At 74.8% G+C, this 20,212-nt stretch carries 21 protein-coding genes and 1 tRNA gene; 12 read left to right on the plus strand and 10 right to left on the minus strand.

All coding sequences use genetic code 11. The annotated features are described in order from the left end of the window. Positions 1-30 precede the first annotated feature (30 nt). Entirely contained in the window at positions 31-642 is a 612-nt protein-coding gene (locus DMP17_RS24430) for a TetR/AcrR family transcriptional regulator (RefSeq protein WP_337830721.1), read from the minus strand. A 144-nt stretch (positions 643-786) separates the two neighbouring features. Between DMP17_RS24430 and DMP17_RS24435 the strand changes: the two genes are divergently transcribed. Genes DMP17_RS24435 through DMP17_RS24445 form a run of 3 tightly spaced genes read left to right on the plus strand, consistent with a single transcriptional unit; the run spans position 787 to position 2,897 of the window. Continuing rightward, positions 787-1,395, plus strand: a complete 609-nt coding sequence (locus tag DMP17_RS24435) for an NADPH-dependent F420 reductase (RefSeq protein ID WP_443217904.1) — start codon at positions 787-789, stop codon at positions 1,393-1,395. Then, positions 1,392-2,387 carry an alcohol dehydrogenase catalytic domain-containing protein gene (locus DMP17_RS24440; RefSeq protein WP_337830723.1) on the plus strand — a complete coding sequence of 332 codons (996 nt, stop codon included), beginning with the start codon at positions 1,392-1,394 and terminating at the stop codon, positions 2,385-2,387. Before DMP17_RS24435 ends, DMP17_RS24440 begins: the two co-directional genes overlap by 4 nt. 48 nt (positions 2,388-2,435) lie before the next feature. Continuing rightward, on the plus strand, positions 2,436-2,897 hold the full coding sequence (locus tag DMP17_RS24445) for a nitroreductase/quinone reductase family protein (RefSeq protein ID WP_337830724.1): 462 nt from the start codon (positions 2,436-2,438) through the stop codon (positions 2,895-2,897). 57 nt (positions 2,898-2,954) lie between these two features. Here the strand turns inward: DMP17_RS24445 and DMP17_RS24450 are convergent. Then, positions 2,955-3,029 (minus strand) — tRNA-Thr (locus DMP17_RS24450). 153 nt (positions 3,030-3,182) lie between these two features. Between DMP17_RS24450 and DMP17_RS24455 the strand changes: the two genes are divergently transcribed. The 3 genes from DMP17_RS24455 to otsB are packed head-to-tail and all read left to right on the plus strand — an operon-like array spanning position 3,183 to position 6,868. Then, positions 3,183-4,655 carry a threonine/serine ThrE exporter family protein gene (locus tag DMP17_RS24455; protein ID WP_337830725.1) on the plus strand — a complete coding sequence of 491 codons (1,473 nt, stop codon included), beginning with the start codon at positions 3,183-3,185 and terminating at the stop codon, positions 4,653-4,655. A 33-nt stretch (positions 4,656-4,688) separates the two neighbouring features. After that, a complete protein-coding gene (locus DMP17_RS24460) occupies positions 4,689-6,107 on the plus strand; it encodes an alpha,alpha-trehalose-phosphate synthase (UDP-forming) (protein ID WP_443217905.1) in 1,419 nt (472 codons plus the stop codon). Next, a complete protein-coding gene (gene otsB / locus DMP17_RS24465) occupies positions 6,104-6,868 on the plus strand; it encodes a trehalose-phosphatase (protein WP_226354123.1) in 765 nt (254 codons plus the stop codon). Before DMP17_RS24460 ends, otsB begins: the two co-directional genes overlap by 4 nt. Before the next feature lie 26 nt (positions 6,869-6,894). Here otsB and DMP17_RS24470 read toward each other — a convergent pair whose 3' ends face one another. The 3 genes from DMP17_RS24470 to DMP17_RS24480 form a co-directional block, all read right to left on the minus strand. Beyond that, positions 6,895-7,845, minus strand: coding sequence for a transglycosylase domain-containing protein (locus DMP17_RS24470; protein WP_337830727.1), 951 nt, complete (start codon positions 7,843-7,845; stop codon positions 6,895-6,897). A gap of 444 nt (positions 7,846-8,289) precedes the next feature. After that, a complete protein-coding gene (locus tag DMP17_RS24475) occupies positions 8,290-9,132 on the minus strand; it encodes an MOSC domain-containing protein (protein ID WP_337830728.1) in 843 nt (280 codons plus the stop codon). Further along, positions 9,126-10,229, minus strand: a complete 1,104-nt coding sequence (locus tag DMP17_RS24480) for a LacI family DNA-binding transcriptional regulator (protein ID WP_226354126.1) — start codon at positions 10,227-10,229, stop codon at positions 9,126-9,128. Before DMP17_RS24480 ends, DMP17_RS24475 begins: the two co-directional genes overlap by 7 nt. 163 nt (positions 10,230-10,392) lie before the next feature. Here DMP17_RS24480 and DMP17_RS24485 point away from each other — a divergent pair, with 163 nt between their 5' ends. Genes DMP17_RS24485 through DMP17_RS24495 form a run of 3 tightly spaced genes read left to right on the plus strand, consistent with a single transcriptional unit; the run spans position 10,393 to position 13,098 of the window. Further along, positions 10,393-11,406: a metal ABC transporter solute-binding protein, Zn/Mn family gene (locus DMP17_RS24485; protein ID WP_337830729.1), complete on the plus strand. Its 1,014-nt coding sequence runs from the start codon at positions 10,393-10,395 to the stop codon at positions 11,404-11,406. A 1-nt stretch (position 11,407) separates the two neighbouring features. Continuing rightward, entirely contained in the window at positions 11,408-12,244 is an 837-nt protein-coding gene (locus tag DMP17_RS24490) for a metal ABC transporter ATP-binding protein (RefSeq protein ID WP_178375751.1), read from the plus strand. Between the two features lie 8 nt (positions 12,245-12,252). Further along, entirely contained in the window at positions 12,253-13,098 is an 846-nt protein-coding gene (locus DMP17_RS24495) for a metal ABC transporter permease (protein ID WP_226356592.1), read from the plus strand. A gap of 112 nt (positions 13,099-13,210) precedes the next feature. Here the strand turns inward: DMP17_RS24495 and rlmB are convergent, their stop codons facing one another. Both rlmB and cysS read right to left on the minus strand, forming a co-directional pair. Then, positions 13,211-14,185 (minus strand): 23S rRNA (guanosine(2251)-2'-O)-methyltransferase RlmB, encoded by a 975-nt coding sequence (rlmB, locus tag DMP17_RS24500; protein ID WP_226354128.1) that lies wholly within the window; start codon positions 14,183-14,185, stop codon positions 13,211-13,213. Positions 14,186-14,199: 14 nt separating this feature from the next. Continuing rightward, positions 14,200-15,591, minus strand: a complete 1,392-nt coding sequence (gene cysS, locus DMP17_RS24505) for a cysteine--tRNA ligase (protein ID WP_337830730.1) — start codon at positions 15,589-15,591, stop codon at positions 14,200-14,202. A gap of 67 nt (positions 15,592-15,658) precedes the next feature. Here cysS and DMP17_RS24510 point away from each other — a divergent pair, with 67 nt between their 5' ends. Then, a complete protein-coding gene (locus DMP17_RS24510; protein ID WP_226354130.1) occupies positions 15,659-16,078 on the plus strand; it encodes a VOC family protein in 420 nt (139 codons plus the stop codon). On the opposite strand, the gene ispF is transcribed toward DMP17_RS24510, so the two are convergent. The 3 genes from ispF to DMP17_RS24525 are packed head-to-tail and all read right to left on the minus strand — an operon-like array spanning position 16,075 to position 17,752. Further along, a complete protein-coding gene (gene ispF / locus DMP17_RS24515; RefSeq protein ID WP_226354131.1) occupies positions 16,075-16,542 on the minus strand; it encodes a 2-C-methyl-D-erythritol 2,4-cyclodiphosphate synthase in 468 nt (155 codons plus the stop codon). The two genes, DMP17_RS24510 and ispF, sit on opposite strands and share 4 nt — an antisense overlap. Next, entirely contained in the window at positions 16,539-17,255 is a 717-nt protein-coding gene (ispD, locus tag DMP17_RS24520; RefSeq protein WP_337830731.1) for a 2-C-methyl-D-erythritol 4-phosphate cytidylyltransferase, read from the minus strand. Before ispD ends, ispF begins: the two co-directional genes overlap by 4 nt. Positions 17,256-17,260: 5 nt before the next feature. Next, complete coding sequence (locus DMP17_RS24525; RefSeq protein WP_020625956.1) at positions 17,261-17,752, minus strand: CarD family transcriptional regulator; 492 nt, start codon at positions 17,750-17,752, stop codon at positions 17,261-17,263. A 344-nt stretch (positions 17,753-18,096) separates the two neighbouring features. Between DMP17_RS24525 and DMP17_RS24530 the strand changes: the two genes are divergently transcribed. After that, positions 18,097-18,834 (plus strand): copper chaperone PCu(A)C, encoded by a 738-nt coding sequence (locus tag DMP17_RS24530; protein ID WP_337832723.1) that lies wholly within the window; start codon positions 18,097-18,099, stop codon positions 18,832-18,834. Next, the gene (radA, locus tag DMP17_RS24535) at positions 18,831-20,210 is read left to right on the plus strand and encodes a DNA repair protein RadA (protein WP_337832724.1); all 1,380 of its coding nucleotides are present in this window, start codon (positions 18,831-18,833) and stop codon (positions 20,208-20,210) included. Before DMP17_RS24530 ends, radA begins: the two co-directional genes overlap by 4 nt. The last annotated feature ends 2 nt before the right edge of the window (positions 20,211-20,212 follow it).

Consider the following 20,212-nt stretch of genomic DNA (forward strand, 5'->3'; position numbering starts at 1 on the left):
CGCCCGTACTCGTCCGGCGGCGCCGCATGCTCACCGGCCCGTGAGGCGGTTCCGGTTGGCCGCGAGGACCTCGTCCGACAGGTCGGGGGCGACGTCGGCGACCGCACGGGAGAGCAGGAGCGCGCCGACCATCTGGCTGAACAGCGCCACCGCCTGCTCCCTCGCCTCGGCCGGGGCGATCTCGGTACCGGACTCGCGGCCGTGCTCGATCACCATCTCCGCGATGGCCTCGAAGTAGCCGTCCAGGCCGCGGCGGTACTCGGCCTGCGCGGCGGCGTCGTGCCGCCCGGCGTCGGAGACGAGCGCGGCCGAGGGGCATCCGATCTCGGGGTGGTCGCGGTGCTCGGCGGCGATGTACTGGTCGACCATGCCGTGCAGGGCCGCGCGCGCCGAGCCGGCGTGCGCCGCGCGGATGGCGTCGAGCGCCGCCAGCGAGTCGACGAACCCCTGGTGCAGGACCTCGACGGCGAGGTCGCTCTTGGACGCGAAGTGGTTGTAGAAGCCGCCGTGGGTCATGCCCGCCGACTTCATCAGCCCTTCGATGCCCGTGCCGTCGATGCCGCGCAGCCGGAAACCCTCGCCCGCTGCGGCCAGGATCCGCTCGCGGTTGCGCTGCTTCTGCTCCCGTGTGACGCGGGGCACGTCGACCACCTCCCAGGCGAGAACCCGGGCGGAGTCTAGTCCGCAGTCGATGATGACCACCATCAAAACGGCCCGCCCGACTTGACGTCGCTCGCCTCCGGTCGTGTACTTATTGATGTGAGTCATCATCAAAAGGAGGTCGTCATGCGGTTCGGAACCATCGGCGCCGGAACGGTCGCGCAGGCCGTCGCCGGTCATCTGGTGGCGGCGGGGCACGCCGTGACCCTGAGCAACAGCCGCGGCCCCGGCTCGCTGCGCGATGTCGTGGCGCGGCTGGGGCCGTCGGCAGGGGCGGCGCCGGTCGACGAGGCCGCGCGGGCGGACATGGTGTTCCTGACCGTGCCGTGGCCGCGGGTCGGCGACGCACTGGCCGGGCTCCCGCCCTGGGACGGCCGCATCCTGGTGGACACGACGAACCGGATGACGGAGGCGACGGGCGTCGGTCCCGGTGCGGTGACGCCGAGCGAGCTCGTCGCGACGCTGGCCCCCGGCGCACGCGTGGTCAAGGCGTTCAACACCCTCTACGCCCGCTACATCGCCGCCGACCCCCGGCATCCGGAGGGACGGCAGCTGCTGTTCTACGCCGGCGACGACGCCGCGGCCAAGGCCTCGTTCCACGACGTCGCCGACCGCATGGGGTTCGCGCCGGTCGACGCCGGAACGCTGCGCGACGGCGGGCGGCTGATGCAGGTCGGCGGCCCGCTCTCGGCCCTGCACGCCCTGCGGCAGGACCCGGCCGGAGGAGCGCGGTGAAGGCACTCGCCTACGAACGGGCGCACCCGCTCGACGCGTTCGCCATCGACCTGGTCGACGTCGCCGAACCGCGGTTGCGCGCCGGTGACCTGCTGGTCGAGGTGCGGGCGATCGGCATCAACCCCGGTGAGGCGGCGATCCGGCGGACCCGCAGTGCGCCGCCGGGCGGCCGCGTCGTCCTCGGGTGGGAGTTCGCCGGCGTCGTCGTCGCGACCGGGCCCGCGGCCACCGGATTCGCGATCGGGGACCGGGTGATGGGCACCGGTGACATCACCCGCGACGGGAGCTGGGCCGAACGCGTTGCGGTCGACCACCGGGTCGTCGCCCCGATCGCCGACGAGCTCACGTTCGCCGACGCCGCCTCCCTGCCGATCGGCGTGCTCACCGCATGGGAGGCACTGGCCCGTGACCGCGACGCACCGCCCGCCGGTGTCGGGAGCGTCCTGGTCATCGGCAGCGCGGGCGGTGTGGGCTCGATGGCCACACAGCTGCTCGCGGCGTGGACGTCGGCGTTCGTGATCGGCACCGCGTCCCGGCCCGAGTCACGGGAGTGGGCCACCGCGATGGGGGCCGATCTCGTCGTCGACCACCACGGCGACCTCGCCGTCCAGCTGCGCGACGCCGGGATCGGCGCCGTCGACCTCGTGCTGTCCACCTCGGACACCGGCAGCCGGCTCGCCTCGATCGTCGAGCTGCTGCGCCCGTTCGGGCACCTCGCCTTCGTCGACGCGCCCGGGCGCTGGGACATGGAGGCGGTCGCCGGCAGGTCGCTGTCGCTGCACGGCGAGATGGTGTTCAGCACGATCGTCACCGGCGGCGATGCCGCTCGCCAGAGCCGGATCCTCGCCCGCGCCGCGGACGACGTCGCCGCCGGACGCCTGCGTCCGATCGGCACGACGACCCTTCGCGGACTGACCCCCGAGACCATGCGGACCGCGCACACGCTCGTCGAGAGCCGCCGGACGGTCGGCAAGACCGTGATCACTCTCTGACCCCGGCCCGTCCGGCCCGGGCCCCACCGACGGAAGGAACGACCCGACATGACACCGAACCTGCTGGACGGCGAGTACGCCCCCAGCTCCGACCCCGCCACCCGCGAACAGGTCGAGCTCTACGAGCGCACCGACGGCAGGGAGGGCGCGACCATGCTGGGCGGACCTGTCGTCATCCTGACCACCCGCGGCGCGCGGTCGGGCACGCTGCGCAAGACCGCCCTGATGCGGATCGAGCGCGGCGGCGTCTACGCCCTCGGCGCGTCGGCCGGTGGGCAGGCCCGGCACCCGGGCTGGTTCCACAACCTGATGGCCCACAACACGGCGCAGCTCCAGGACGGGGCCCGCCGAGCCCTGATGACCGCACGCATCGCCGAGGGCGCCGAGCGAGCGGACTGGCTCGCCTACGCCGACGAGCTGTACCCGTTCTTCGTCGACCTGCGCGAGCGCGCCGTCCACACCGGCGACCGCGAGGTGCCGTTGGTGCTGCTCGAACCCGTCACGGGCTGACCTGCCGACGAACCTCGCCACGGGGATCCACCGCCGGAGGTGACCGCAGGTCGGACATGGAGCCGGAGGTCGGGATCGAACCGACGACCTACCGCTTACAAGGCGGTTGCTCTACCACTGAGCTACACCGGCGGGCAGCCCCAGCCTAACCCGCCCCTCCGTCGCAACCGCTCACCCCGTCCGGCCGTCGGACGGTGCGAGGTCGGCCGACGCCCCGACGCCGGTCGGCGGCCCGCCCCTAGCCTGGTGGGCGACGCCAGACCCGCACGACGGAATGGAGGGATCGTGGCCGAGGAGACCCCGACGGCCGACCGGTTCGCACGGCGACTGCGCGGCGCGCTGCGGCGTGACGCGAAACGGCTGCTCACCCCGGGTCCGTCGACGGTGCCGATGCTCATGCTCGGCCCGCAGGTTCCCGACGACGCCCGCGTGCAGGAGGTCCTGGACCTCTGCATGCGGATCGGTGAGATCGAGCTGTCCTCCGGCGAGTCGGTCGACGAGGTCACGGCGACGATGCTGCGGCTGGCCAACCTGGCGGGCCTGCCCGCCGTCGACGTGGACATCACGTTCACCTCGATCACCATGTGCTGCCACCGGGGCAACGCCGCGCAGCCGGTGACGACGATGCGGCTGGTCCGCTACCGCACGCTCGACCTGTCCCGGCTGGCCGAGACCGAGGAGATCATCCGCGACGTCGAGGCGGGCCGGCTCGACGTGCGGGCGGCGTCGTCGAAGGTGTCGGAGGTCGTGCGGCACCCGCACCCCTACCCCCGCTGGGTGGCGACGTTCGGCTGGGCCGCGCTGGCCGCGTCGATCGCCCTGCTGCTCGGTGGCGGTCCGCTCACGGCGACGACGGCGTTCGTCACCACCGCGATCATCGACCGGATCGGCCGGATGCTGGCCCGGCGCGGGGTCGCGGCGTTCTTCCAGCAGGTGGTCGGCGGCTTCCTCGTCACCGCCTCGACGGTCGCGCTGGTGCAGCTGGAGGTGTTCCCGCCGGGCACCCGGGCGTCCTACGTCGTCGCGGCGGGCATCACGGTGCTGCTGTCCGGGCTGAGCGTGGTCTCCACCGTGCAGGACGCCCTGACCGGCTACTACCTGACCGCGGCCGCCCGCATGGTCGAGATCTCGCTGCTGTCGGCGGGGCTGCTGACCGGCGTCGTGCTGGGCCTGCAGCTCGGGCTCGCGATGGGCACCCAGATCGAGGTGTCCGGGGACCTGCCGTCCGGGCCGGGCCAGTTCGGGCTGTCGCTGGTCTCCGGTGCCCTGGCGGCCGCGTTCTACGCGCTCGCCGGGTACGCGCCACTACGGTCGCTGCCGATCGCGGGTGCGGTCGGCGCGTCGAGCTGGCTGGTCTACGGCCTGCTCACGCAGAACGCCGGCCTCGGGCAGGTGCCCGCGACCGGGGCCGCGGCGCTCGTCGTCGGCCTGGCGGCGGGTCTGCTGCGCCGGGGCACCCAGACCCCGCCGATGGTCGTCACGCTGGCCGGGGTCACCCCCCTGCTGCCCGGTCTCGCCGCCTACCGCGGCTTCTACCAGCTGGCGATCGAGGGCCCCTCCGAAGGGCTCGTGACGATCACGATCGCGCTGGCCGTCGGGCTCGCGCTGGCGGCGGGCGTCGCCCTCGGGCAGTTCGTGGCCAGCCCCCGGCGCCGTCCGGAGGACCGGCCGGGCGGAGCGGAGAACTCGCCCACCGGCGGCGCGGCCGTCGGTTCCCCGGTGTCGGACTCCACGGCCGACGGGGCCGATCCGAAGTAGGGTCGGCCGCGGGGCGAGCGTCGAGGAGGGCATGTGTCCACAGGGGAACCGGTGACCGCAGCGGATCTGGTGGTGGTGGCCAACAGGCTCCCCGTGGACCTGGAGCGGCACCCGGACGGCAGCACCACCTGGCGTCGCAGCCCGGGCGGCCTGGTCACGGCGCTGGAGCCGACCCTGCGGGCCCGGGAGGGTGCCTGGGTCGGCTGGCCCGGCGTCCCCGACGCCGAGGTCGAGCCGTTCGCCGAGGACGGCCTGTCGCTGTTCCCGGTGACGCTGACCGCGCAGGAGGTCACCGACTACTACGAGGGCTTCTCCAACGGCACGCTCTGGCCGCTCTACCACGACGTCGTCGCACCGCCGCAGTTCCACCGGCACTGGTGGCGCGCCTACACCGCGGTGAACCAGCGCTTCGCCGAGGAGGTCGCGAAGGTCGCCGCGCAGGGTGCGACGGTCTGGGTGCAGGACTACCAGCTCCAGCTCGTCCCGGGGAAGCTGCGCGAACTGCGCCCGGACCTGCGGATCGGCTTCTTCCTGCACATCCCGTTCCCGCCGGTCGAGCTGTTCCGCCAGCTCCCGTGGCGGACCCGGATCATGGAGGGCCTGCTCGGCGCGGACCTCGTCGGCTTCCACACCGACGGCGGTGTCCGCAACTTCCACTGGCTCGCCCAGGAGCTCGCCGGGGCCTCCACCGACCGCGACCCCGAGGCGCTCCACCACGGCGGACGGCGCATCCGGCTCGGCGCGTTCCCGATCTCGATCGACTCGCACCGGCTCGACGAGCTGGCCCGCACCCCCGAGGTCGAGAAGCGCGCCGCCGAGATCCGGACGGAGCTCGGGAGCCCGGAGAAGATCGTGCTGGGGGTCGACCGGCTCGACTACACCAAGGGCATCGACGTCCGGCTCCGCGCGTTCCACGAGCTCCTCGAGGAGGAGCGGGTGTCCGTCGACGACGCCGTGATGATCCAGCTGGCGACGCCGTCGCGGGAGCGGGTCGAGCACTACCAGCAGATGCGCGCCGACATCGAGCAGGCCGTCGGCCGGATCAACGGCGAGTTCGCCCGCGTCGGGCACCCGGCGGTGCACTACCTGCACCGGTCGCTGCCGCGCGAGGAGCTCGCCGCGTTCTTCCTCGCCGCCGACGTCATGCTCGTGACCCCGCTGCGCGACGGCATGAACCTCGTCGCCAAGGAGTACGTCGCCTGCCGACCCGACGACGGCGGCTGTCTCGTGCTGTCCGAGTTCGCCGGTGCCGCGATCGAGCTGACCAGCGCACTGCTGGTCAACCCGCACGACACCGACGGCGTCAAGGAGGCGCTCTACGCGGCGCTGACCATGAACGCCGAGGAGGGGCGCAAGCGGATGCGCACGCTGCGCCGCCAGGTCCTCGACCACGACGTCGACCGCTGGGCCACCGGGTTCCTGGAGGCACTCGGCATCCGGGTCGAGCAGTGAGCCCCGATGCCGCCCTGGAGCGGCTCGCCGGGGTGGGGCGGCTGCTCGTCGCCCTCGACTTCGACGGCGTACTGGCCCCGCTGGTCGACGACCCGTCGGCGTCGCGGCCGCTGCCCGCCTCGGCCGACGCCGTCCGGCGCCTCGCCGCGCACGACGCGACGACCGTCGTGATGCTGTCCGGCCGGGGCCGCGACGACCTCGCGACCGTCTCCGGGTTCGTCCCGCCGGTCGGGCTGGTGGGCAGCCACGGCGCCGAGTACGACGACGGGCTCGCCGCCCTGCTCGGGCGCGGCGGCCTGCTGACGCCCGAGCAGGAGCGCCGGCGGACCGCGCTGCTCGACGGGCTGCGCGCCCTGGTCGACGGGACCCCCGGGGCGCGGCTGGAGACCAAGCCCGCGGGCGGAGCGGTGCACGTGCGCGGCATGGACCCGGCCGCCGGGGCGGCGCTGCTGGAGCGGGTCGACGCCGAGTGGGTCGGTGACGGCGTGGACGCCGTCGCGGGCAAGGACGTGCTGGACCTGGCCGTCGTCGAGACCACCAAGGGCTCCGCGGTCGAGGCGCTGCGGTCGGCCCTGCACGCGGACGCGGTGCTGTTCGCCGGGGACGACGTCACCGACGAGACCGCGTTCCGGGTGCTGGGCGACGGCGACGTCGGCATCAAGGTCGGCGACGGCGACACCGCGGCCCGCTTCCGGGTCACCGACCCGCAGGAGATGGCCGGGGTCCTGGAGCGGCTGGCCGCGCTGCGCTGCGGGTCCTGACCGGGTCCTGACCGGGTCGCGGCGGCTCAGTCGAGGTCGGCCAGCGCGGCCGGTGGCTCGCGGCACGGGTCGTCGGCGGCGGGCAGGTCGGAGGCGTTGCCGGGGATCCCGAGGCCCTCGGTGGCGGCGAGCCCGCCCATCTGGGCATACCAGCGCGGGGCGCGCTCGCGGGCGTGCCAGTAGCCCTTCGCGCTGATCCAGCCGCGTTCGCCGGGGTCGGCGACGCCGTTGCCGTTGGTGTCGCCGAGGAAGCGCATGCCGCCGCCGGGGGCGCGTTCGACGTGCAGCGGGGACGGCAGCAGCCCGATGAGCTGGGCGGACTCGTCCACGCTGAGCGAGCGGCTGGACTTGCCGAAGTAGTACCAGGAGGCGGCGCAGACGCCGTAGACGCGCGGCGCGAACTGCGCGACGTTGACGTAGATCTCCAGGATCCGGCGCTTGGACATGACGAGCTCCATCGTCTCCGCCGGCGGGATCTCCAGCGCCTTGCGCACCGGTTCCAGCGGCGGGTAGCGCCCGGCCCACAGGAACAGGTTCTTCGACGTCTGCTGGGTGATGGTCGACCCGGACGGGTCGTCGGTGCCGTCCATGTACGCCTGCACGCGCGCCCACTGCATCCCGTAGTCGACGGCGAGGATGCGCTCCGGGAACTGCTGGTCCTCCTGCCCCATGACGACGACCAGGAAGTTGCGCGACACGTGCTCGGCGTCGGTCCACTGCGCGACGGTCGGCCCGAAGTTCCACAGCCGGAACATCGTGTACGGCGGGTTGACCAGGGTGAACAGCAGCACCAGGACCAGCGGGACGGCCTGGGCGACCAGGGCCCAGCGCAGCAGCCTGCGCAGCCGGGCCCGGGTCGACGGCGGCGGGGTCCCCGGCGGCCGCTGCGGCCGCAGCCGGCGCAGCCGGTCCCGCAGCGCCGCGATCTGCGGCCCGATCGGGCGGCGCGGGGCGCGGGTCTCCTCGGGGCGGGGCACGGGGACCGCTCCGCGACGCGGCGGCGGGCCTGTCCGGCGGGCGCCGCGGCGCGTGGGCAGTGGCCGCTGGGCCGGGTGGAGCACGTCCGGGCGGTCGGACGGTGCGGGGCGCGGGGCCGGGCGCAGGGCGTCCGGGCGGTCGGGCGGCGCGGAGGGTCGCGGGGCCGGAGGAGGTGGCACGGCGCGGGGCGGCCGCCCGCCCGCCGGCGGACGTCCGGACAGCGGGGGCGGCACGACGCGTCGCGGACCCGCGCCGGGGCGCGGGGCGGGTGGGGGCAGCGGTCGTCCGCGCCCGGCGGGGCCCGGGGGCGGCGGCGGTGGACGGCGACGGGGGTCGCGCTCGTCGTTCAGCGCAGCCTCCCCCTCGCCCCGGTCCGGCCACCCGGACGGGCGACCCGAACCCGACGATACCGACGGGGCGGGAGGAACCGTGGCCGGTCCGGGTCAGCGCGGCGGACCGCAGGCCGGGTCGACGGCGTCGAGCACCTCGACCTCGTCGCCGACGGCGATCTCCGCGCCCGGGTCGTCCGGGATCAGGTTGACCCCGAACCACACCTTGCCGTCGAACCGCCGGTGCCGGGCCAGGGTCGCCATCGGCTCGCGGCCCTTGACCGCCGTGTCCGGGTCGACGGTGGTGAGCACGCAGCGGGCGCAGCCCTTGGCCACCCGGAACTCCGCGGCGCCGATCCGGATGCGCCGCCAGCCGTCCTCGGCCCAGGCGGGTGCGCCGTCGACGACGGCGTTCGGCCGGAACCGGGTCATCGGCAGCGGCGCCTCGGCCGCGTTCGGGCCGTCGGCGACGAGTGCGTCCAGCGCGTGCAGCGAGGCCGTGGAGGCGAGCAGCAGCGGGTAGCCGTCGGCGTAGGAGACGCGGTCGTCGTCGTGGGAGAAGTCGGGGTCGGGACGGCGCCGGGCCGGGTCGTCGAGGTGGATCAGCCGGACCGGGTCGCCGAGCAGCTCGGAGAACCAGGCGTTGGCCTCCGGGCCGGCCGGGACGCCCGCGGTGTCCCAGCGGTGCACGCGGGCCGGCACCGGCTCGCCGTCGGGCACGGGGACGGTGAGCGGCGGCAGCCCCGGTCCGGTCAGGCGGAGCCCGTCGGCGGCGGGGGTGGGCGCGACGAGCACGAGCCGCGGGTGGGTGCGCGCGGTGACCATGGCGCCGTCGTCGCGGACCAGCATCCAGCGCCGGTCCCCGGCGAGACCGGCCCGTTCGACGACGGCGCGGGCCACGTCCGCGCCCCGGCAGGACTTGACCGGGTAGCGGCGCAGCCCGGTCAGGCTCACCATCCGGAGAAGAACTCCCCGGACTGGCGCAGCTCGCGGGTGGTCACCCCGACGATCAGCTCGGTCGGGAGCGTGACGTGCTCGGGGACGTGGCGGTCGCCGCGTTCGAGCAGCAGCCGCCCGGCCTCGAGGCCCTTCTCCCGGAACGGCTGGCGGACCGTGGTCAGGCCGACGCGCTCGGCCTCGGGCACGCCGTCGAACCCGGCGACCGAGAGGTCCTCGGGCACCCGCAGGCCGCGGTCGCGGGCCTCGCGCAGCGCGCCGAGGGCGAGGATGTCGGAGGTGCACACCAGCGCGGTGATCCCGGGGTGGGAGTCCAGCAGGGTGGCGGCGCCGTCCGCGCCGGCGTCGAGGGAGTGCTCGAACCGCTCGATGACCGGGACGTCGGCCCACTCGACGCCCGCCTCGGCGAGCGCCGCGCGCAGCCCGGCGAGGCGTTCGCGCTGCACGGCGTAGGAGCTGCCCTCCTGCCGGGCGACGTCGGCCCTGCCGTCGTGCCGGTGCGAGGACAGGCGCATGCAGAGCACACCGACGCGGCGGTGGCCGAGCTCGACGAGGTGCCGCCCGAGCGCGAGGGTCCCGGCGCGGTCGTCGACGCCGACGCGGTCCACCCCGGTGATCCCGGTGGGCTGGTCGCAGACGACGGTCGGCACCGGTCGCTGCAGGACGGCCCGGAAGTGCGGGTCGTCCTCGCTGACCGAGTAGACGACGAAGCCGTCGACCCCGGCCTGATAGACGGAGTCGACGTCGGAGTGCTCCGGGCTGACCGGGATCAGCAGCAGGCCGGTGCCCGCCTTCTCGCAGGCCAGCGCGAGCCCCTCCAGGAAGCCGGTGGCGCCCGGGTCGCGGAAGGCGTAGCTGAGCGCCTCGGTCAGCAGCAGGCCCACCGCTCCAGCGCGCCGGGTGCGCAGCGAGCGGGCGACCGGGTCCGGGCCCGGGTAGCCGAGCCGCCGGGCCGCCTCCAGGACGCGCTCGCGCAGCGGCGCGGACAGCTGGTCGGGACGGTTGTAGGCGTTCGACACGGTCGTCCGGGAGACCCCGAGCTCGGCGGCCAGCGACGCGAGCGTCGCCGGACGCCGCGGGTGCTGGGGGCCGGTCATTCCCCGAACGGTAGCGGCGCGGTCACGCACGTGAAAGTCCGCCCCGACCGGCCACGACGGGATCACACGCCGCGCGCGTTCCCGGCTCCCCGTACAGCGGTAGAGTGAATCTGAGAATGATTTCCAATAAATCTATGCCGATATGTTGATGGGAGTTCCGTCCGTGTCCCGATCCCCGCTCCGCCCGGCCGCGCTCGTGGCCGGGCTGGCCGCACTCGCCCTGGGTCTGACCGCCTGCGGCTCCGGCCAGGTCGACGCCCCCACCAGCGCCGACACCCCGCAGGTGAAGATCGTCGCCTCCACCGACGCCTGGGGCGCGGTCGCCCGCGCCGTGGGCGGCAACTACGCCAGGGTCGAGTCGATCATCAGCTCCCCCGACGTCGACCCGCACGGCTACGAGCCGACCCCGCAGAACGCGGCGACCGTCGGCGAGGCCCAGCTGCTGATCATGAACGGCGGCGGCTACGACGCGTTCATGACCGACCTCGTCGCCGCGTCCGGCAACAAGGCCCCGCTGGTCGACGCCGTCGAGGTCTCCGGCATCGAGGGGGCCCAGGAGGCCGCCGCCGACGACCACGGCCACGACCACGCCGCCGAGGCCACCCCCGCGCCCGCGGCCGAGGCGGACCACGAGCACGAGCACGGCTCGTTCAACGAGCACGTCTGGTACAACCCGGCCGCGGTCGGCCGCGTCGCTGAGCAGCTCGCCGACCAGCTCGGCCGCATCGACCCGAGCGCCGCGGAGTACTTCCGCACCAACGCCAAGACCCTCGAGGGCGGCGTCGCCCAGCTGACGTCGAAGGCCACCGAGATCGGCCGCGCGCACCCGGGGGCCCGGGTCGCCGTCACCGAGCCGGTGCCCGCCTACCTGCTGCAGGCCGCCGGGATCGCGAACGCGACCCCGCAGGAGTTCTCCTCGGCCGTCGAGGAGGGCACCGACCCGCCGGCCGCCGTCGTCGCGCAGATGCTGGGGCTGTTCACCGCGCAGCCGCCGGTCGACGCGCTGATCCTCAACAGCCAGACGACCTCGCCGACCACCGACCAGGTCCGCGACGCCGCCCAGAAGGGAGGCGTCCCGGTGGTCCAGATGTCGGAGACGCTGCCCGCGGGCACCACCGACTGGGTGCAGTGGATGAACGCCAACCTGGACGAGCTCTCCGCGGCGCTGAACCGCTGACATGGGTTCCTCGCAGCAGTCCGCGCTGTCGCTGCGCGGAGCGGGCCTCCGGTTCGGGGACCGGACCCTGTGGTCCGGCCTCGACCTGGACGTCGCACCCGGCGAGTTCGTCGCCGTCCTCGGCCCGAACGGCTCCGGCAAGACGACGCTGATGCGCGTCCTGCTGGGGCTGCTCCCGCTCTCCGACGGCACCGTGACCGTCGGCGGGCACACCCCGCGGCGCGGCAGCCCCGAGATCGGCTACGTCCCGCAGCAGCAGCCACTCGACCCGGACCTGCCGCTGCGCGGGCGCGACCTCGTCGGCCTCGGCCTCGACGGGCACCGCTTCGGTCTCGGCCTGGGCCGGCGACGGGAGCGGCGCGAGCGCGTCGACCGCGCGCTGGCCCAGGTCGGCGGGACCGGGTACGCCGACGCCCCCGTCGGGCGGCTGTCCGGCGGCGAGCAGCAGCGGCTGCGGGTCGCGCAGGCACTCGTCGGGGACCCGGCGGTGCTGCTGTGCGACGAGCCCCTGCTCAGCCTGGACCTGTCCCACCAGCGGATCGTGACCCGGCTGATCGACGAGCGCCGTCGCGCCGCGGGGACCGCGGTGCTGTTCGTGACCCACGAGATCAACCCGGTGCTGCCGCTGGTGGACCGGGTCCTCTACCTCGTCGACGGCCGGTTCTCGATCGGCACCACCGACGAGGTCATGACCTCGGAGACGCTGTCGCGGCTCTACCGCACCGACGTCGACGTGCTGCGGGTCCGCGACCGGCTGGTCGTCGTCGGGGCCGAGGACTCCCCGGTCACCCGGGACGAGCACGCCGAGCACGGCGTCGCGGTCGGGGGTGGCGCGTGACCGAGTTCCTGGCCCGGATCCTCGACCTGTCCGGCACCGGCACGCTGCTGGGCTACCCGTTCGTCCGCAACGCGCTCATCGCCTGCGCGGTGCTCGGGCTGGTCGCCGGGCTGCTCGCCCCGCTGATCGTCAGCCGCGGGATGGCCTTCGCCGTGCACGGCACCGCCGAGCTGGCCTTTACCGGGGCCGCGGCCGGGCTGCTGCTCGGCGTCGCCGTCGGGGTGGGGGCGGTGGTGGGCGCCGTCGTCGCCGCGGTGATCTTCGGCGTGCTGGGCCTGCGCCAACGCGAGCGGGACTCCGCGATCGGCGTGGTGATGGCGTTCGGGCTCGGCCTGGGCGTGCTGTTCCTGGCCCTCTACGACGGCCGCTCCTCCAACCGGTTCGGCCTGCTCACCGGCTCCATCGTGTCGGTCGACCAGCAGAACCTGTGGGTGCTGGGGGTCGTCGCCGTCGTCGTGCTCGTGACCCTGGCGCTGCTCTACCGGCCGCTGCTGTTCGCCAGCACCGACCCCGACGTCGCGCTGGCGCGCGGCGTGCCCGTCCGCGCGCTGACCCTGGTGTTCGGCGTGCTGATCGGCCTGGTGACGGCGCTGGCCGTGCCGATCGTCGGCGCGATCCTGGTGCTGTCGGTGCTGATCGTGCCCGGCGCCGCGGCGAACCGGGTCACTGCGAACCCGCTGCTGGCGACCGTCCTCGCGATCGTCATCGCGGAGGTCGCGCTGGTCGGCGGGACGATCCTGTCGCTGGCGCCGGGGCTGCCGATCTCGGCCTATGTGGCGACCATCGGGTTCGTCGCCTACCTGCTCTGCCGGCTGGTGGGCCGGCTGCGCGGCCGGGGCCCGGTCCGCGCCTGACCCTCGGCTCCGGCGGCGGTGATCCGCTGTCCGCGCGGTGATCCGCCCGTCGCGTGCGTCCGGACGCGCGCGGGGAGCGGATCACCGCGCGTCGCGGCGATCACGCGTCGGGTCAGCGGCCGACGCGACGGCGGCGGGCCACCTCGGCCAGCACCACGCCGGTGGCGACCGAGGCGTTCAGGGACTCCACGCGGCCGGCCAGGGGGATCGAGACGGTCACGTCGCAGGTCTCGCGGACCAGCCGGGACAGTCCCTTGCCCTCCGACCCGGTGACGATCACCAGCGGCCCGGTGGCCAGGTCGAAGTCGTCGAGGGAGACGTCGCCGTCGGCGGCCAGACCGGCGACCATCAGCCCGGCGGAGGCGTACTCCTGCAGGGTGCGGGTCAGGTTCGTGGCGCGCGCGACCGGGACCCGGGCCGCGGTGCCCGCCGAGGTCCGCCAGGCCACCGCGGTCATGCCCGCGGCGCGCCGCTGCGGCACGACGACGCCGTGCCCGCCGAACGCCCCCACCGACCGGACGACCGCACCCAGGTTGCGCGGGTCGGTCACCCCGTCCAGGGCGACGGCCAGCGCCGGGCGCCCGGAGTGCGACGCGGCCTCCAGCACCTCGTCGGGGTGGGCGTAGGCGTAGGGCGGCACCTGCAGGGCGAGGCCCTGGTGCAGCGCTCCGCCGCTGATCCGGTCGAGGTCGTTGCGCGGCACCTCCAGGATGGAGATGCCCCGCTCCGCGGCCAGCGCGACGGCCTCGGTGACGCGGTCGTCGGCGGACATGCCGGTCGCCACCTGCAACGCCGTCGCCGGGACGCCGGCCCGCAGGCACTCGACGACCGGGTTGCGGCCGAGCACGGTCTCCGGGGTCTCCCCGTCACCGCGACGGCCCGCGACCGGGCGCCGGCGCTGCTGCTGGTCCTGGGCGGCGCGGCGCGCGGCCGCCCTCGCCTTCGGGTGGCCGGGTCGCATCTCGCCGGGCGGGGTCGGGCCCTTGCCCTTCAGTGCGCGCCGGGGCTGGCCGCCGGATCCGACGACCATGCCCTTCTTGGTGCCTTCCTTACGGATCGCACCGCGGCGCTTGGAATTGCCTGCCATGAGTTCTACGAGTCCTAGTTGTCTTTGAGAGTCCAGGTGGAGCCGTCGGCGCCGTCCTCGACGGCGATCCCGGCGGCGAGCAGCTCGTCGCGGAGCCGGTCCCCGGTGGCGAAGTCGCGCTCGGCGCGCGCGGCCCGGCGGCGCTCGAGCATCGTCTCCACCAGGGTGCCCAGTGCCTGCCGGGCGGCGTCGCCCGACTCCTCGGCCACGCCGCCGGCTGCCAGCGGGTCCAGGCCGAGCACCTCGGTCGTCGCACGGACCGCGGACGCGGCCCGCAGCGCACCGGTGACGTCCCCGGCGTCGAGGGCGGTGTTGCCCTCGCGCACCAGGGTGTGCACGGTGCCGAGCGCGAGCGGGGTGCCCAGGTCGTCGTCGAGTGCGGCGGTGAACGCGCCGGGCAGCTCCGCCGCGACCTCGGGCAGGCCGTGCCGCTCACGTACCCGGTGCACGAACGACTCGATCCGCCGGTACGCGGCGACGGCCTCGTCCAGCGCGGCGTCGGAGTACTCGATCGCCGACCGGTAGTGCGGGCCGACCAGGTAGTAGCGCAGCTCGGCCGGGCGGACCCGCTCGAGCAGGTTCTCGATCGCCAGGGTGTTCCCCAGCGACTTCGACATCTTCTCCCCGCCCATGGTCACCCAGGCGTTGTGCAGCCAGAACCGGGCGAACCCGTCCCCGGCCGCGTGGCTCTGGGCGCGCTCGTTCTCGTGGTGCGGGAACACCAGGTCGAGGCCGCCGCCGTGGATGTCGAACTCCGGGCCGAGGTAGGCGGTCGCCATCGCCGAGCACTCCAGGTGCCAGCCGGGACGCCCGTTCCCCCAGGGGGTGGGCCAGCTGGGCTCGCCGGGCTTGGCGGCCTTCCACAGCGTGAAGTCCAGGGCGTCGCGCTTGGCGCCGCCCTCGCCCTCACCCTGGTGGACGTCGTCGACGCGCTGACCGGACAGCGCGCCGTAGTCGGGCAGGGTGCGCACGGCGAAGTACACGTCGCCGCCCGCGGGGTAGGCGTGACCGCGCTCGATCAGCCGCTCGATCAGCTCGACCATCTGCGTGATGTGCCCGGTCGCCCGGGGCTCCACCGACGGCGGCAGGCAGCCCAGCGCGTCGTACGCGGCGGTGAAGGCCCGCTCGTGGGTGGCCGCCCACTCCCACCACGGACGGCCCGCGGCGTGCGCCTTGCGCAGGATCTTGTCGTCGATGTCGGTGACGTTGCGGACCAGCGTGACGTCGTACCCGGACCGGGCCAGCCAGCGGCGCAGCACGTCGTAGTTCAGGCCCGAGCGGACGTGACCGATGTGCGGCAGGCCCTGCACCGTCGCCCCACAGACGTACATCGACACTGCTCCGGCCCGCAGCGGCGTGAACGCACGCTGCTCCCTGGTCGCTGAGTCGAGAAGTCTGAGGCTCACGTCACCAGGGTACGGGCCTCCGATTCGTCCACTACACGGGCGGTGCCGCTGCGGCAAGGTGTCCGACATGGCTGTTCAGCGGATGTACCCGCGGCTGGTCGTGCACGACGCCGACGCCGCGATCGACTTCTACCTCGCCGCGTTCGGCGCGGAGCTCGTGGAGCGCTACACCGACGGCTCCGGCGCCGTGGTGCACGCCCTGCTGCGGGCCGGCGGCGCGGAGTGGGCCGTCAAGGACGGCGACGACGTCGACCCCGCGCCGTCGGGGCCCGGCGCGGTGATCCTGGCCCTGGAGGTCGACGACCCGGACGCGGTCGCCGCGGCGATGGTGGAGCACGGCGGCCGGGTGCTGTTCCCGGTGACCGACCACGACTACGGGCAGCGCGGCGGCCGGCTCGCCGACCCGTTCGGCCACGCCTGGATGGTGGCGGCCCACGCCGACGACCTCACCCCGGAGCAGATCCAGGAGCGGACCGGGCGTCTCTAGCCCGCGGGCAGCAGCAGCGCCGTCGCGACGGCGGCGCGGCCCTCGCCGCGCCCGGTCAGCCCCAGGCCGTCGGTGGTCGTGCCGGACACCGACACCGGGCCGCCGACCACCTCCGACAGCACCCGTTCGGCCTCGGCCCGGCGCTTCCCGATCTTCGGGTCGTTCCCGACCACCTGGACGGCGGCGTTGCCGACGGTCCAGCCGTCGCGGGTGAGCAGGCGGCGGACCTCGGCGAGCAGGGTCGCCCCGCTCGCACCCGTCCACTCCGGACGGCCGGTGCCGAACACCGCGCCCAGGTCGCCCAGCCCCGCCGCGGACAGCAGGGCGTCGCACAGGGCGTGTGCGGCGACGTCGCCGTCGGAGTGCCCGGCGCAGCCGTCGGTCCCGGGCCACAGCAGACCCGCGACCCAGCAGTCGCGGCCCGGCTCGACCGGGTGCACGTCGGTACCGATCCCGACCCTCATACGTGTTCCTCGTGCTCGGTGACGCGGCCCGCCCCGGCGAGCAGCAGTTCGGCGATGCGCAGGTCCCACGCGGTGGTGACCTTGAACGCGAGCGGGTCCCCGGCGACGGTGGTGACCGGGTCGCCGAGCGCCTCGACCAGCCCGGCGTCGTCGGTGCGGGGGTCGGGTGTGCCCGCGTGGGCGCGGCGCAGGTCGGCCGCGCGGAACCCCTGCGGTGTCTGCACCGCACGCAGCTCGGAGCGGTCCACGGTGGACACGACGGTCCCGGCGGCGTCGACCCGCTTGACCGTGTCGGCCACGGGGAGCACCGGGATCACCGCGGGCGCGCCCGCGCGCACGGCGTCGACCACCCGGCGGACGACGTCGGGTGGTGTGAGCGGGCGCGCGGCGTCGTGCACCAGCACGACCTCGGCGTCCGGCCCGGTCGCGGCGAGACCCGCCGCGACGGAGGCGGTGCGGTCGGCACCGCCGGCGACGACGGTCGCCGGGCGTCCGGGCAGCATGGCGGCGGCGTCGTCCACCTGGTCCGCGGGGACGACGACCACCACGTGTCCGACGACGTCGGACGCGAGAAGGCCGTCGACCGCGCGTACCAGCATGGGAACCCCGGCCAGTCCGACGAACGCCTTGGGCACACCTGCACCCAGACGCACCCCGGAACCGGCCGCGGGAAGCACCGCGACGACACCCGCCCCGGAGGACGGTCCGTGCACGCCGGTCAGGCGTTCGCGGTGGCGAGCACCTCGTCGAGCAGGACCTCGGCCCGCTCCTCGTCGGTGCCCTCGGCCAGCGCGAGCTCACTGACCAGTATCTGCCTCGCCTTGGCCAGCATCCGCTTCTCACCGGCGGACAGGCCCCGGTCCTTCTCCCGCCGCCAGAGGTCGCGGACGACCTCGGCGACCTTGTTCACGTCACCGGACGTGAGCTTCTCCCAGTTCGCCTTGTACCGGCGCGACCAGTTCGTGGGCTCCTCGGTGTGCGGCGCGCGCAACACCTCGAAGACACGATCCAGCCCCTCCTGGCCCACGACGTCACGAACACCGACCACCTCGACGTTGTCGGCGGGGATGCGCACCGTCAGATCGCCCTGCTGGACCTTCAGGACGAGGTACTGCACTTCCTCGCCCTTGATCGTCCGGGTCTCGATCGCCTCGATGAGCGCGGCACCGTGGTGCGGGTAGACGACGGTCTCTCCGACCTTGAAAACCATGTGTCCTCTGGCCCCTTTCGCTGGGTCCAGATTAACACGTCGCCCGGGCGGGACGGTGACCGGCTTTCACCGTCGTCGCAGGTCAGGGGGTTGACAACGGCGGAGGAACGTGTTCCCCGCGGGTGTGGCGCCCATCCGGGGCGGCCCGGCCACGTGCCGGTCGCCGCCGCGTCACGTCCCGGACCACCGGGTCTGCCGCCCCACCGTCCGGCGGGGACGCGGTCGTCACACCCGGGTGCCCGACCGCGCAACGCGTCGGAGCGCGCGACTAGGCTGCCCCCCGACAGACCCAGCATGTGCGCCGGGGGCACTTCGGGGCACCGGCAAGGAAGGACACGACGACCGTGAGCCGCACCCGCCGTTCCGCCCGGACCCTGGCCGGCGTCGCCGGCGCCGTCGCCCTGACCGGCCTGCTGATCAGCGGCTGTGGAGCCGGGCAGATCGCGCAGACCGCAGAGCAGGTCGCCGCCGTCAACGGCGTCAACGCCTCGGTCGGCTCGGTCGACCTGCGCGACGTCCAGGTCGCCTACCCGACCACGCCCGCGGGACCGGACGCGCTCTACCGCCAGGGCGGCGCCGCACCGCTCGTCGCCACCCTGGTCAACACCGGCTCGGTCGCCGACCGGCTGGTGTCGGTGACCTCGCCGGCCGCGGCGTCGGTGCAGATCCAGGGCGACGCGACCATGCCGCAGGACATCGCGTTGGTCTCGCCGGGCAACCTGCAGCTGGCCCCGACCAACGCCAAGCGCGTGCAGCTCGTCGCCGAGGGCCTGACCCGCCCGATCCCCTCCGGCGCGCAGCTCCCGATGACGTTCGTGTTCGAGAAGGCCGGCTCGGTGACCGTCACCGTCCCGACCGGCGTGCCGACCGACACGAACTCGCCGGGGCACGCCCCGGAGCGGGCCTCGACCGGCACGGAGGAGTCGGGCACCAACGGCGCCGAGACCGGCGTCAACTCCGAGACCGGCGGCCAGGCCGAGGCCCCGCCGGTCGACCAGTCGAACCCGGTCCCGGCCGGCGAGGGCGCCCCCGTCGCGCCCGGCAACGAGGGCAGCGGCGCCGGCGGCGTCGCCGGCAACTGACCTCCCGGTCCCGCGCCGCCCGCTCGGGCGGCTACCGCTGCACCGAGTGCGACCACCGCACGGCGCAGTGGGTGGGGCGCTGCCCGGGCTGCCAGGCCTGGGGGTCGCTGGAGCAGGTCGAGCCGGTGCGCACCGGCGGGGGTGGCCGGACCGTCGTCGCCGGGGCGCCCAGCACCCCGGCCCGGCGGATCGCCGAGGTGGAGCTGGACTCCGCCCGGGCCCGGCCGACCGGCGTCGACGAGCTGGACCGGGTCCTCGGTGGCGGGCTCGTCCCGGGCGCGGTGGTGCTGCTGGCCGGTGAGCCGGGCGTCGGCAAGTCGACGCTGCTCCTGGAGGTCGCCGCGCAGGCCGCGGCCCGGTCCCGGGTCCTCTACGTCTCCGGTGAGGAGTCCGCGGGCCAGGTCCGGCTGCGCGCCGAGCGCACCGGCGGCGTCCACGACGAGCTCTACCTCGCCGCCGAGTCCGACCTCGAGTCGGTGCTCGGCCACGTCGACGCGCTGCGGCCGTCGCTGCTGGTGGTGGACTCCATCCAGACCATGTCCACCGCCTCGGTCGACGGCAGCCCCGGCGGGGTGACCCAGACCCGCGCCGTCACCGTGGGACTGACCGCGCTGGCGAAGGAACGCGGCCTGGCCGTGCTGCTCGTCGGCCACGTCACCAAGGACGGCGGCATCGCGGGTCCGCGGGTGCTGGAGCACCTCGTCGACGTGGTGCTGCACTTCGAGGGCGACAAGCACTCGGCGCTGCGGATGGTCCGCGGGGTGAAGAACCGGTTCGGCCCGGCCGACGAGGTCGGCTGCTTCGAGCTGCGCGACTCCGGCATCGTCGGTCTCGCCGACCCCTCGGGGCTGTTCCTCGGCCGGTTCGGTCAGGGCGCCGACGCGGTGCAGCCGGGGACCGCGGTGACCGTCGTGATGGACGGGCGACGGCCGCTGCTGGCCGAGGTGCAGGCGCTGGTGGCGGGGGCGAACATCCCGAGCCCGCGCCGCGCGGTGACCGGGCTGGACTCGTCCCGGGTGCCGATGCTGCTCGCCGTCGTCGAGCGGCGGGGCGGGCTCAAGCTGCACGACGCCGAGGTCTACACCGCCACCGTCGGCGGGATGCGGATCACCGAGCCCGCGGCCGACCTCGCGATCGCGCTGGCGGTCGTCTCGGCGAAGCGGGACGCGGCGCTGCCCGCGGACCTCGTCGTGCTGGGCGAGCTCGGGCTGGCCGGCGAGCTGCGCCGGGTGCACGGGGTGGACCGGCGCCTCGCGGAGGCCGCACGGCTGGGCTTCACCCGGGCGATCGTCCCCACCGGGGCCGAGGTCGGGCGGACCGGGATGCAGATCACCGAGGCGTCGTCGCTGCGCGAGATCATGGCCCGCATCCGCTGAGC

Source organism: Pseudonocardia sp. TMWB2A (genome assembly GCF_017312135.1).